At 69.9% G+C, this 13,105-nt stretch carries 12 protein-coding genes; 3 read left to right on the plus strand and 9 right to left on the minus strand.

Features of this window, described 5'->3' with window-relative positions; all coding sequences use genetic code 11:
• Positions 1-5: 5 nt before the first annotated feature.
• Complete coding sequence (locus tag QQZ14_RS19915; protein ID WP_284536151.1) at positions 6-1,373, minus strand: GH1 family beta-glucosidase; 1,368 nt, start codon at positions 1,371-1,373, stop codon at positions 6-8.
• A 47-nt stretch (positions 1,374-1,420) separates the two neighbouring features.
• Here QQZ14_RS19915 and QQZ14_RS19920 point away from each other — a divergent pair, with 47 nt between their 5' ends.
• The gene (locus tag QQZ14_RS19920; protein WP_284536152.1) at positions 1,421-2,452 is read left to right on the plus strand and encodes a LacI family DNA-binding transcriptional regulator; all 1,032 of its coding nucleotides are present in this window, start codon (positions 1,421-1,423) and stop codon (positions 2,450-2,452) included.
• Here the strand turns inward: QQZ14_RS19920 and trmB are convergent.
• Positions 2,421-3,086, minus strand: a complete 666-nt coding sequence (gene trmB / locus QQZ14_RS19925; protein ID WP_284536153.1) for a tRNA (guanosine(46)-N7)-methyltransferase TrmB — start codon at positions 3,084-3,086, stop codon at positions 2,421-2,423. The genes QQZ14_RS19920 and trmB overlap by 32 nt on opposite strands.
• Positions 3,087-3,301: 215 nt before the next feature.
• Here trmB and QQZ14_RS19930 point away from each other — a divergent pair, with 215 nt between their 5' ends.
• Entirely contained in the window at positions 3,302-3,787 is a 486-nt protein-coding gene (locus QQZ14_RS19930) for a GyrI-like domain-containing protein (protein ID WP_284536154.1), read from the plus strand.
• A gap of 25 nt (positions 3,788-3,812) precedes the next feature.
• Positions 3,813-5,156: an aspartate aminotransferase family protein gene (locus QQZ14_RS19935; protein WP_284536155.1), complete on the plus strand. Its 1,344-nt coding sequence runs from the start codon at positions 3,813-3,815 to the stop codon at positions 5,154-5,156.
• Between the two features lie 110 nt (positions 5,157-5,266).
• On the opposite strand, the gene tuf is transcribed toward QQZ14_RS19935, so the two are convergent.
• The 7 genes from tuf to QQZ14_RS19970 form a co-directional block, all read right to left on the minus strand.
• The gene (gene tuf / locus QQZ14_RS19940; RefSeq protein WP_284536156.1) at positions 5,267-6,460 is read right to left on the minus strand and encodes an elongation factor Tu; all 1,194 of its coding nucleotides are present in this window, start codon (positions 6,458-6,460) and stop codon (positions 5,267-5,269) included.
• Between the two features lie 71 nt (positions 6,461-6,531).
• Positions 6,532-8,643, minus strand: a complete 2,112-nt coding sequence (gene fusA, locus QQZ14_RS19945) for an elongation factor G (protein ID WP_284536157.1) — start codon at positions 8,641-8,643, stop codon at positions 6,532-6,534.
• Positions 8,644-8,715: 72 nt separating this feature from the next.
• Positions 8,716-9,186, minus strand: coding sequence for a 30S ribosomal protein S7 (gene rpsG, locus QQZ14_RS19950; protein ID WP_284536158.1), 471 nt, complete (start codon positions 9,184-9,186; stop codon positions 8,716-8,718).
• 1 nt (position 9,187) lies between these two features.
• Entirely contained in the window at positions 9,188-9,562 is a 375-nt protein-coding gene (gene rpsL, locus QQZ14_RS19955; protein ID WP_011757353.1) for a 30S ribosomal protein S12, read from the minus strand.
• A 134-nt stretch (positions 9,563-9,696) separates the two neighbouring features.
• Positions 9,697-11,070 (minus strand): MFS transporter, encoded by a 1,374-nt coding sequence (locus QQZ14_RS19960; RefSeq protein WP_284536159.1) that lies wholly within the window; start codon positions 11,068-11,070, stop codon positions 9,697-9,699.
• A gap of 10 nt (positions 11,071-11,080) precedes the next feature.
• Positions 11,081-11,533, minus strand: coding sequence for a MarR family winged helix-turn-helix transcriptional regulator (locus QQZ14_RS19965; protein WP_284536160.1), 453 nt, complete (start codon positions 11,531-11,533; stop codon positions 11,081-11,083).
• A gap of 100 nt (positions 11,534-11,633) precedes the next feature.
• A complete protein-coding gene (locus tag QQZ14_RS19970) occupies positions 11,634-13,085 on the minus strand; it encodes an NCS2 family permease (protein ID WP_284536161.1) in 1,452 nt (483 codons plus the stop codon).
• Positions 13,086-13,105 lie beyond the last annotated feature (20 nt).

The following is a 13,105-nucleotide window of genomic DNA, read 5'->3' on the forward strand; positions in this document are numbered from 1 at the left end:
GGCGCTCAGCCGGCCCCGGCGATGTGCTCTGCGAACCACCGGTACGACGCCTTGGGCGTCCGGGTCTGGTCCTTGGGGTCGACCTGCACCACGCCGAAGGTCTTGGTGTAGCCCTCGGCCCACTCGAAGTTGTCCAGCAGCGTCCAGAGGATGTAGGCCCGGACGTCCGCTCCGGCGGCCCGCGCGCGCTCGGTCGCCGCGACGTGGTCGCGCAGGTAGCCGATTCGGTCCTGGTCGTCGATGACCCCCACGGCACCCTCGACGAGGCGGTCGTCGGGGTACGCCGCGCCGTTCTCGGTGACCACGAGCGGGAGGCCGGTGCGGGCGTGGGTCTCGACGAGCAGCTCCTCGAGGCCGCGGGCGTCGACCTCCCAGCCGATGTCGGTGCGCGGCTCGCGCACGACGATCGAGACGGGTGCGGCGCCGGGGTAAGCGTCGAGCTCGTGGTGCACCGGGATGCTCGGGTCGGGCACCGCCGGGCGGAACGGCGTGTAGTAGTTGATGCCGATCCAGTCGGCCGAGCCGCGGGCGAGCTCGAGGTCGCCGTCGCGGACGACGGCGGGATCGGCCAGCTCGGGGGCGACCGCCAGGAGGCCGTCGTCGTACGCGCCGTCGACCAGCGGGCCCAGCCAGAGCCGGTTGCGGATCGCGTCGATGCCGTCGGCGGCCGCCTCGGCCTCCGGGGTCTCCGGCCAGAACGGCGCCAGGTTGAGCGCCATGCCCACGTCGGTGACGCCCGCCGCGTGGAGCCGCTCCGCGGCCAGCGCGTGGCCGAGCACGAGGTGGTGGGCCGCGACGTGGGCCCGGCCGCCCTCGCGCCGTCCGGGCGCGTGGATGCCGGCGGCGTAGCCGAGGTAGGCCGCGCACCACGGCTCGTTGTGGGTCGCCCAGACGCCGACCCGGTCGCCGAGGCGCTCGTGGACGACCATCGCGTAGTCGGCGAACGCCTCGGCGGTGCTGCGCTCCAGCCACCCGCCGCGGTCCTCGAGGGCCTGGGGCAGGTCCCAGTGGTAGAGCGTGGCCGTCGGCGAGACGCCGCGCGCGAGCAGGGCGTCGACCAGGCGGTCGTAGTAGTCGAGGCCGCGCGTCTCGACCCGGCCGGTGCCCTCCGGCACGATCCGCGGCCAGGCGATCGAGAAGCGGTACCAGCCGACGCCCAGCCCGGCGAGCAGGTCGGCGTCCTCCTCGTAGCGGTGGTAGGAGTCGCACGCGACCGAGCCGTCCGACCCGTCCCGGATCGCGCCCGGTCGGGCCGCGAACGTGTCCCAGATCGAGACGCCGCGACCGTCCTCGGTGCTCGCCCCCTCGATCTGGTAGGACGCCGTGGCGGCGCCGTACGCGAGGGTGCTTCCGTCGGGCAGATGCAGGCTCATGGGCCCCATCGTAGTACCTGGACCGGTAAAGTGGGAGCGCTCCCGCTGTGACGGGCATCAAGGACGTCGCTCGCGAGGTCGAGATGTCGACCGCGACGGTCTCGCGCGCCCTGCGCGGTCTCCCGGGCGTCTCGGAGGAGACCCGCACCCGGGTCCAGGAGACCGCGCGTCGGCTGGGCTACGTGCCCTCGCCGAGCGCCGCCGGCCTGGCCAGCGGGCAGACCCGGACGGTCGCGGTGATCGTCCCGTTCGTGACCCGCTGGTTCTTCGCCGCCGTCGTGCAGGGCGCCGAGGAGGTGCTGCGCGAGCGCGGCTACGACCTGCTGCTCTACAACCTCGCGGGCGATCCCTCGGCGCGGCACCGGGTCTTCGAGACCAACCTGCTGACCAAGCGCGTCGACGCCGTGCTGGTGCTCAGCCTCAAGCCCAGCGAGGAGGAGCTGCAGCGCCTCCGGCGGCTCGGGCGGCCGGTGACCGTGGTCGGGGCGGACCTGCCCGGCTGGGCGACGGTCCGCATCGACGACCGCCATGCCGCCGCCACCGCGATGGAGCACCTGATCGACCTGGGGCATCGCCGGATCGGGTACGTCGGCGGCGCGACCGAGGGCGTCCTCGACTTCACGGCGCCCACGGCGCGGCTGGCGGGCTACCGCGACTCGCTCCTCGCGGCCGGGCTGGTGTCCGAGCCGGGCCTGGAGGCCAACGGCGAGTTCACCTTCGCCGGCGGGATGCGTGCCGGCCGCGAGCTGCTCGAGCGCGCGGACCCTCCGACCGCGATCTTCGCCGCATCGGACGAGATGGCGATCGGGGTGCTGCGCGCCGCCCGCGAGCTCGATCTGCAGGTGCCCGATGACCTCTCGGTGATCGGCATCGACGACCACGAGATGGCGGGGTTCTTCGAGCTGACGACCGTGGCCCAGCCGGTGCACGAGCAGGGCCGGGTGGCCGCCCAGCAGGTGCTGCGCTCGCTGACCCTCCCCGAGTGGGAGCCCGAGCAGGTGCTGCTGCCGACGAGGCTGGTGGTGCGGAGCACCACCGCGCCGCCGCCTACGGCACGCGGACGTACGCGAGGTCGGTGATCGCCCGGCCGGCGGCGATGCCCTTGCGCTCGAACTTCGTCACCGGTCGCTCGGCCCAGCGGTCCACGACACCGCCGTCGAGCAGCGGCTCGGCGTCGAGCACCTCGACCATCTGGTCGGCGTAGTCGGCCCAGTCGGTGGCCAGGCGCCACTCGGCGCCGGGCATCAGCCGGTCCGCGGCCAGGCTCGCAAATGACGGCGTCACCAACCGGCGCTTGTGGTGCTTGGTCTTGTGCCACGGGTCCGGGAAGAACGTCCATAGCGTGGCGAGGCTGCCCGGCCGCACCAGGTGCTCCATCGACCAGACCGCGTCGACGCTGAGCAGCCGGACGTTGGAGAGCCCGGCCGCACCGATCCGGCCCAAGGTGTCGGCGACGCCGGGTCGCCAGACCTCGAAGGCCACCACGTCGTGGTCGGGCCTGGCCGCGGCGAGAGCCACGGTCGACTCCCCGATCCCCGAGCCGATCTCGACGATCAGCGGGGCGGTGCGGCCGAAGCAGCCGGCCAACGAGAACCCGGGGTCGTCGACCGTCTCGTCGGGCACCCACCAGAGGTGGGCGTAGGCGCCCCAGGCGGCCTCCTGGCGCGGGCTGAAGCGGTTGCCGCGCCGCGAGTAGGTCAGCACCTCGCGCATCCGCCGACCGTCCTCGGTCAGTTTGTGGTGAGGTCGTGCGGGGCGCACTCCGGCTGGGGCGTCGTCGGACATGGGACCATCCTCCCCCACGCCCGCCGTACCGCGTGCCGGGTGCGTGCCGGCCGTCCCTGCCAACCGTGCCCTTCGGCCCTACTCCCTGTCCGGCCGCGTTTCTAGCGTCAGAGGTGAGCAGATCAACGGAGGTAGTGAGGGACATGAACCAGACGATCGACGACGTGCACGAGGCCGGCCGGAGGATCGCCGTCGCGTCGTTCCCCTGGGAGCACGAGGACATCGAGGAGCTGATGGCCGGGTCGTTCGGGACCGTGGCCCGCTACCTCGCCCAGGTGCGCGTGCCGATCACCGGACCCGCCGTGGGCTACTACACCAAGCAGACCAACGGGCACTTCCGGGTCTCCGCGGGCTTCGTCGTCGACCAGGCGTTCGAGAGCGACGGCACCGTCGAGGTGATGCGCCTGCCGGCCGGGCGAGTGATCTCCACGGTCCACATCGGCCCCTACGAGCGGCTCACCGAGACCTACGACGCACTCCAGGACTACGCCGCCCGGCACCACCTGGTGCTCGACCAGGAGACGATGTGGGAGGAGTACCTCTCCGCCCCCGACGTCGACCCCGAGCAGGTCCACACCCGGGTGACCTGGCCGGTGACGCACGCGAACGTGCCGGCTCCCGTCCACTGAGCCGTCCGCCTACTAGATTGACCGGGTGCTGGACCGAACCCGCCTCGCCGACCTGAGAGCAGCCGAGGAGGAGCGCTTCGGCACCACCCACCCTCGCTCCGCCGAACTGGCGGCACGCGCACGCGGGCCCCTGCTCGCGGGCGTTCCCATGCCCTGGATGACCCGCTGGCCCGGACGGTTCCCGCTGTTCTTCGAGTCCGCCTCGGGAGCCAGGCTCGTCGACGTCGACGGTCGGGAGTACGTCGACCTCTGCCTCGGCGACACCGGCGCGATGACCGGCCATGCGCTGCCGCAGGTCGCCGACGCCATCGCGACCCGAGCCCGCACGGGGCTGACCACGATGCTCCCCTCCGCGGACGCCATCTGGGTCGGCGAGGAGCTCGCCCGCCGGTTCGGGCTGCCGACCTGGCAGCTCGCGATGTCGGCGACGGATGCCAACCGGTTCGTGCTGCGCTTCGCCCGGCACCTCACCGGCCGGCCCCGGGTCGCGGTCATGGACTGGTGCTACCACGGCACCGTGGACGAGACCCTCGCCGTCCTCGACGGCGACCGGGTCGCCCCGCGTCCCGGAGCGCTGGGGCCGCAGGTCGACGTCGCCGACACCACGGCCGTGGTCGCGTTCAACGACGCCGACGCGCTGGACCGACGGCTCGCCGAGGGCGACGTCGCCTGCCTGCTGATGGAGCCCGCGCTGACCAACATCGGGATCGTGCTGCCCGAGCCGGGCTACCTCGACGCGGTCCGCGAGATCACCCGGCGGCACGGCGTGCTGCTGGTGATCGACGAGACCCACACGCTCTGCACCGGCCCCGGTGGCGCAACCGCCGCCTGGGGTCTCGACCCCGACCTCGTGGTGGTGGGCAAGCCGATCGGCGGCGGGGTGCCGTGCGCGGCGTACGGCATGAGCGCCGAGGTCGCCGAGCGGCTCACCGGCCCCATGCTCGACCACGAGATCGACGTCGCCGGGGTCGGCGGCACGCTCACCGGCAACGCCCTCGCGCTGGCGGCGATCCGGGCCACCCTGTCCACCTGCCTGCGCGACGAGGACTTCGCGGTGGCGGTGCCGCTCGCGGAGCGGTTCGCCGCCGGCGTCGCCGGAGTGATCGCCGAGCACGATCTGCCCTGGCACGTGCAGCGGCTGGGCTGCCGCGCGGAGTACTGGTTCTGCCCGCCCCCGCGCGACGGAGCCGCCGCCGCGGCGGCCGTCGACGAGGAGCTCGAGGGGTTCCTGCACCTGTGGTGCCTCAACCGGGGCGTGCTGCTCACGCCGTTCCACAACATGGCGCTGTTCTCCCCCGCGCACACCCCCGCCGACGTCGACCGGCACACCGAGGTGTTCGCGGAGGCGCTGGACGCCCTGCTGGGGTGACGGCCGCGGGGCACCGACTCGGCTGGCAAGCGCGCAGGATGGCTCATCCACAGCAAAGGGCCCCGAAAGCTGCTGCGCAGCTCTCGGGGCCCTTTGGGTGGATCAGGCGATCACTTCGTGATCTTGGTGACCCGGCCGGCGCCGACGGTGCGGCCACCCTCGCGGATCGCGAACCGCAGACCCTCGTCCATGGCGATGGGCTGGATCAGCTCAACGGCCATCTCCGTGTTGTCGCCGGGCATGACCATCTCGGTGCCCTCGGGGAGGGTCACGACGCCGGTCACGTCCGTCGTACGGAAGTAGAACTGCGGGCGGTAGTTGTTGAAGAACGGCGTGTGACGGCCGCCCTCCTCCTTCGAGAGGATGTAGACCGAGGCCTCGAAGTTGGTGTGCGGGGTCGTGGTGCCCGGCTTGATGACGACCATGCCGCGCTCGACGTCCTCGCGCTTGGTGCCACGAAGCAGCAGCCCGACGTTCTCGCCGGCCTGGCCCTCGTCGAGCAGCTTGCGGAACATCTCGACGCCGGTGACGGTCGACTTCTGGGCGGTGTCGCGGATGCCGACGATCTCGACCTCCTCACCGACCTTGACGATGCCGCGCTCGATGCGGCCCGTGATGACGGTGCCGCGACCGGTGATCGTGAAGACGTCCTCGACCGGCATGAGGAACGGCTTGTCCGTCTCACGCTCGGGGGTCGGGATGGCCTCGTCGACCGCGTCCATCAGCTCGATGATCGACTCGCCCCACTTGGCGTCGCCGTTGAGGGCCGGGAAGGCCGCCACGCGCACGACCGGGATGTCGTCGCCCGGGAACTCGTACTCGGAGAGGAGCTCGCGCACCTCCATCTCGACGAGCTCGATGAGCTCCTCGTCGTCGACCATGTCGCACTTGTTCAGGGCGACGACCAGGGCGGGCACACCGACCTGGCGGGCGAGCAGCACGTGCTCACGCGTCTGCGGCATCGGGCCGTCGGTGGCGGCGACCACGAGGATCGCGCCGTCCATCTGGGCCGCACCGGTGATCATGTTCTTGATGTAGTCCGCGTGACCGGGGCAGTCGACGTGCGCGTAGTGGCGCGACTCGGTCTGGTACTCGACGTGCGCGATCGAGATGGTGATACCGCGCTGACGCTCCTCAGGGGCCTTGTCGATCTCGTCGAACGGCGTGAAGGGGTTCAGGTCCGGGTACTTGTCGTGCAGCACCTTGGTGATCGCCGCGGTGAGCGTCGTCTTGCCATGGTCGATGTGACCGATGGTGCCGATGTTGACGTGCGGCTTGGTCCGCTCGAACTTCGCCTTAGCCACTGTGGGCTCCTCCTGGTTGGGTTGTTACTTGACTCGTACTTGCTGGGGGTGGTGCCGAGGGTCCGCCGCGACTACTCGCCGCGCACCTTCTTGATGATCTCGTCGGCGATGTTCGTGGGAACCTCGGCGTACGAGTCGAACTCCATCGAGTACGAAGCCTGGCCGGAGGTCTTGGACCTCAGGTCGCCAACGTACCCGAACATCTCGGACAGCGGCACGAGGGCGTTGATGACCATGTCACCGTGACGCTCCTCCTGTGCCTGGATCTGGCCGCGGCGGCTGTTGATGTCGCCGATGACGGTGCCGAGGAAGGTCTCCGGCGTGGTCACCTCCACGGCGAACATCGGCTCCAGCAGCACCGGCTTGGCCTGGCGGGCGGCCTCCTTGAAGGCCTGGTTGCCGGCGATCTTGAACGCGAGCTCGGACGAGTCGACGTCGTGGTAGGCGCCGTCCTCGAGCGTGAACTTCACGTCGACCATCGGGTAGCCGGCGAGCACGCCGAACTCCATGGCGTCCTGGCCACCCTGGTCGACCGACGGGATGTACTCGCGCGGCACGCGGCCACCCGAGACGTTGTTGACGAACTCGTAGCCCGCGCCGGTCCCGGTCTCCGGGTCGATGTTGGGCTCGAGGGAGATGACGACCTTCGCGAACTGGCCCGACCCACCGGTCTGCTTCTTGTGGGTGTAGCTGTGGTTCGCCACCTTGCGGCGGACGGTCTCGCGGTAGGCGACCTGCGGCTTGCCGACGGTGGCCTCCACGCGGAACTCCCGGCGCATTCGGTCGACCAGGATCTCCAGGTGGAGCTCGCCCATGCCGGCGATGATCGTCTGGCCGGTCTCCTCGTCGGACTTGACGGTGAACGTCGGGTCCTCGTCGGAGAGGCGCTGGATCGCCGTACCGAGCTTCTCCTGGTCGCTCTTGGTCTTGGGCTCGATCGCGACCTCGATCACCGGGGCCGGGAACGTCATCGACTCGAGCACGACCTGGTGCTGCGCGTCGCAGAGGGTGTGGCCGGTCTTGGTGTCCTTCAGACCCATGACCGCCACGATCTGCCCGGCGCCGACCGACGCGATCTCCTCACGCTTGTTGGCGTGCATCTGGTAGACCTTGCCGATCCGCTCCTTGCGGCCGTTGACCGAGTTGATCACCGTCGAGCCGGCCTCGAGCTTGCCGGAGTAGACCCGGACGTAGATCAGCTTGCCGAGGTGCGGGTCCGAGGCGATCTTGTAGGCCAGGCCGGAGAACGGCTCGGAGTCCGACGGCTTGCGGGAGACCTGCTCGTTCTCGTCCTTGACGGAGTGACCGATGATCTCGCCGATGTCGAGGGGCGAGGGCAGGTACTTCACGACGGCGTCGAGCAGGGGCTGGACGCCCTTGTTCTTGAACGCGGTGCCGCACAGGACCGGGTTGATCTTGTCGGCGAGCGTGGCGCGACGGATCGCGGTCTCGAGCTCCTCGACCGAGAGCTCCTCGCCCTCGAGGAACTTCTCCATGATCGCGTCGTCGGCGTCGGCCAGCGTCTCGAGGAGCTTCTCGCGGTACTCGGCGGCCTGCTCGGCCAGCTCCGCGGGGATCTCCTCGATCTCGTAGTCCTCGCCCATCTTGGTCTCGCCGCGCCAGGTGAGCGCGCGCATGCCGACCAGGTCGATGACACCCAGGAAGTCCGACTCGGCGCCGATCGGCAGCTGCAGGACCAGCGGGGTGGAGTTGAGGCGCTCGACCATCATGTCCACGCAGCGGAAGAAGTCCGCGCCGGTGCGGTCGAGCTTGTTGACGAAGCACATCCGCGGGACGGAGTACTTGTTGGCCTGCCGCCACACCGTCATCGTCTGGGGCTCGACACCGGCGACACCGTCGAACACCGCGACGGCACCGTCGAGGACGCGCAGCGAGCGCTCGACCTCGGCCGTGAAGTCCACGTGCCCGGGGGTGTCGATGATGTTGATCTGGTGGTCCTTCCACCAGCAGGTCGTCGCGGCGGACGTGATCGTGATGCCGCGCTCCTGCTCCTGCTCCATCCAGTCCATCGTGGCCGCGCCCTCGTGGACCTCACCGATCTTGTAGGTGATGCCGGTGTAGAAGAGGATGCGCTCGGTGGTGGTGGTCTTGCCGGCGTCGATGTGCGCCATGATGCCGATGTTGCGGACCTTGTTGAGGTCCGTGGTGATGTCGACAGCCACTGTCTGTGCGTTCCTTAGAAAGTTGGAAGTCTGGTGGGCGGCGGGAGCCGGGGTCGCCGGCTCCCACCGAGGTCACCAGCGGTAGTGCGCGAAGGCCTTGTTGGACTCGGCCATCTTGTGGGTGTCCTCACGCTTCTTCACAGCGGCACCGAGGCCGTTGGACGCGTCGAGGATCTCGTTCATGAGGCGCTCGTGCATGGTCTTCTCACGACGGTCGGCGGCGTAGCCGACCAGCCAGCGCAGCGCGAGCGTGGTGCCGCGCGTGCCCTTGACCTCGATCGGGACCTGGTAGGTCGCACCGCCGACGCGGCGGGACTTGACCTCGATCGCCGGCTTGACGTTGTCGAGCGCACGCTTCAGCGTGACGACCGGGTCGGTGCCGGTCTTCTCGCGGCAGCCCTCGAGCGCGGTGTAGACGATGCGCTGTGCGACCTGCTTCTTGCCGTCCATGAGGACCTTGGACACGAGCTGGGAGACCAGCTGCGACCCGTAGACCGGGTCGATGTCGATCGGCCGCTTCGGAGCGGGACCCTTGCGCGGCATATCAGCTCTTCTCCTTCTTGGCGCCGTAGCGGCTGCGGGCCTGCTTACGGTTCTTCACACCCTGGGTGTCGAGCGTGCCGCGGATGATCTTGTAGCGGACACCGGGGAGGTCCTTCACACGGCCGCCGCGCACGAGCACGATCGAGTGCTCCTGCAGGTTGTGGCCGACGCCCGGGATGTACGCCGTGACCTCGACGCCGCTCGACAGGCGCACGCGGGCGACCTTGCGGAGGGCGGAGTTCGGCTTCTTCGGAGTCGTGGTGTAGACGCGGGTGCACACACCGCGTCGCTGGGGCGAACCCTTGAGGGCAGGCGTCTTGTTCTTCGACACCTTGTCCTGGCGGCCCTTGCGGACCAACTGCTGAATGGTGGGCACCGGGTGGTTCCCCTTCTTTTCCGCTCTCAGTACGGACGCTCTGTCCGCACGGTGTTCTGCTCGTGTCCGGGTGGTGCTAGGTCAACCCTCGTCGCTCGCCCCCGAGGTCGGGCGTGTCGCCCTGACCGCACTTGTCAACGACTTCCCGCGAGGGTTCCGTTGACGGGGTTTTCGGTGCCGGACTCGAGAACCTGACTCCCCGATTGCTTCCGGGCACGCACAACGGCCTGGTTGTCCCAGACACGAGGAAAAAGGCTACCCGGGTGGGTCGGCACGGTCAAAACGGTGCGCACCCCCCGATCGAGGCGGGCGTGCACGGCCAGGGCCAAGAGTACGCCGCCGATGGTGAGCAGCCCACCGATGATCAGCGCCCAGCGGGCACCGAGGTCCTGCGCGATCCGTCCGATGACCGGCGCACCGAGCGGCGTACCGCCCATCAGGATCGTCATGTAGAGCGCCATCACCCGACCCCGGAGCGCCGGAGCCGACTCGAGCTGGAGGGTCGCGTTGGCCGAGCTGAGGAACGTCAGGGTGAAGAACCCGATGATGGGGGCGAACAGCGCGAACGAGAGGTACGTCGGCAGCAGCCCGGCCACGACCTCCGCGATCCCGAAGCCCAGCGCGGCCACCACCAGCAGCCGCACCCGGATCCGCACCCGACGGGCGGCGAGCAGCGCGCCGGTCAGCGACCCGACCGCCAGGGCCGAGCCGAGCACGCCGTACTCCCCCGCGCCCTTGCCGAACACCTCGGTGGCCATCAGCGCGGAGGTGATCTGGAAGTTCATGCCGAACGTGCCCGCGAAGAACACCATGATCATGATCAGCACCATCTTGGGCTGGCTGCGCACGTAGCGGACGCCCTCGACGAGCATGCCCGGCGAGCGCGGCTGGATCTCGGTGGGGTGCAGGAGGGCGGCCTCCATACGCTGGAGCTGCGCGATCACCGCGAGGTAGGACGCCGCGTTGACCAGGATCACCCAGCCGGTCGCCTCGGCGCCGCCGCCGAGCGCGCCGATCATCAGGCCGGCCACCGCGGGGCCGAGGATGCGGGCGGCGTTGAAGCTCGCGGAGTTGAGGCCGACGGCGTTGGTGAGGTCGTCGGGACCGACCATCTCCGAGACGAACGACTGGCGGGCCGGGCCGTCGAACGCCGCACCGACGCCGAAGAGCAGCGCGATCACGTACACGTGCCAGGTCTGGGCCACCCCGAGGACGGCGACCAGGCCCAGGGCCAGTGACGCGAGCGCCATCATCGCCTGCGTCACCTGCAGCAGCCGCCGCTTGGGGAACCGGTCGGCCACGACGCCGGCGTACGGACTGAGGAGCAGGATCGGGAGGAACTGAAGGCCGGTGGTGATGCCGAGCTCGCTGCCGCTGTTGCCGGGGAGCTGGAGCACCAGCCAGTCCTGTGCCACCCGCTGCATCCAGGTGCCGGTGTTCGACACCAGACTGCCGGCCAGGTAGCGCCGGTAGTTGGGGTTGCGCAGCGAGCGGAACGTGGGACTCAAGGTGTGGTGGTCAGTCCTTCTGAGCGAGGTTGGCGAGGATGGGGGCGGCCTGGCGGAGGATCGCCCGCTCCTCGGGCGTCAGCTCCTTGAGCCGCCGGGCGAGCCAGGCGTCGCGACGATCGCGGTCGGCGAGGACGCGCGCGCGGCCCTGCTCGGAGAGCTCGACGACGACCTGACGGCCGTCGGTCTCGTGGGGGCGGCGTACGACGTCGCCGCTCTGCTCGAGGCAGTTGACGGTGCGGGTCATCGACGGGGGCTGGACCTTCTCGGCCGCGGCCAGCTCGCCGACGGTCAGGGCGCCGCCCGAGCGGGTGAGGACCCCGAGCACGCCCATCTGGTTGATGCTCAGCTCGTTGTCCGGGTGCCGCTCGACGGCGAGTCGGCGCCGCAGGCGCATCACGCTGAGGCGGAGCTCCGAGGCGAGCCCGGCGTCCGTCCTGGCGACCTTCTGCAGCGTTGACATATCGTTAGCATAACTCATTACCTGTGCTAACGATTCCCGCTGTGGCTGGAAATGACGTTGACCCGCCCGAAAGTTTCGGGCGGGTCAACGTGGTGGGTGCCTAGCTGAGCCAGTTGGTGATCGGGTTGATCGCGAAGTAGACGACGAACAGGGCGGCCACGACCCACATCAGCGGATGGACGGCGGCGACCTTGCCGCGGACGACCTTGATCAGCACGAACGCGAGGAAGCCCGCGCCGATGCCGACCGAGATCGAGTAAGTGAACGGCATCAGCACGATGGTGAGGAACGCCGGGATCGCGATCTCGAGGTCGTCCCAGTCGATGCCCTTGACCTGCTGCATCATCAGGAAGCCGACCAGCACGAGGGCGGGGACCGCGGCCTCGGACGGGATGATCTCGACGACGGGGGCGATGAAGATCGCCGCGAGGAACAGCACGCCGGTCACCACCGAGGCGAGCCCGGTGCGGGCGCCCTCGCCGACACCGGAGGCGGACTCGATGTAGGAGGTGTTGGAGGAGACTCCGGCGGCGCCGCCGGCGGCCGCGGCCAGGGAGTCGACGACGAGGATGCGGCGCGTGTTGGGCGGGGTGCCGTCCTCCTCGAGCAGGCCGGCCTCGGCGCCGATCGCGGTCATGGTGCCCATCGTGTCGAAGAAGTCGGCGAGCATCAGCGTGAAGATCAGCAGCAGCACGGTCACGACGCCGGCGTTCTCCCAGGACCCGAGCAGGCTGAACTCACCGAGGGTGTCGAAGTGCGGCGTCGCGATGACGTCGTCGGGCCAGGCCGGCACGTTGAGGCTCCAGCCCTTGGGGTTCTCCGTGCTCGGCCCGAGGTCGGCGACGGCCTCGACGATGATCGCCACCAGGGTCGTGCCGATGATCGACAGCAGGATGGCGCCGCGCACCTTGTTGACCCACAGGGCGATCACCAGCACCAGGCCGAAGGCGAACACCAGCACCGGCCAGCCGGAGAGCTGCCCGGTCTGGCCGAGCTGGACCGGCACCGTGGTCTGGGCCGCGTCGGGGATGCGGCGCACGAACCCGGCGTCGACGAAGCCGATCAGCGCGATGAACAGGCCGATCCCCACCGAGATCGCGATCTTGAGCTGGGGAGGCACGGCGTGGAACACAGCCTCGCGGAAGCCGGTGAGCACCAGCACGAGGATCACCAGACCCTCGATGACCACCAGGCCCATCGCGTCGGCCCAGGTCATCTGGTTGGCGACCGAGAACGCGACGAACGCGTTCAGGCCGAGGCCGGTGGCGAGCGCGAGCGGGTAGTTGGCCACCACCCCCATGAGGATCGTCATCACCCCCGCGACCAACGCCGTGCCGGCTGCGATCGCGACGAAGCCGTCGGCGCCCCCGAGGTGCTTGCCGTCCATGTCGACCGCGCCGGACAGGATGATCGGGTTCAGCACGATGATGTAGGACATCGTGAAGAACGTGACGAGGCCACCGCGGATCTCACGCTCGATGGTCGAGCCGCGCTCGGTGATCTTGAAGTAGCGGTCCAGGCCGCTGCGACCCGTGGTCGTGTGTGTGCTCACGGGCCGCAAGCATCGCAGAC

This window comes from Nocardioides sp. T2.26MG-1, from assembly GCF_950101795.1.
Lineage (GTDB): Bacteria > Actinomycetota > Actinomycetes > Propionibacteriales > Nocardioidaceae > Nocardioides.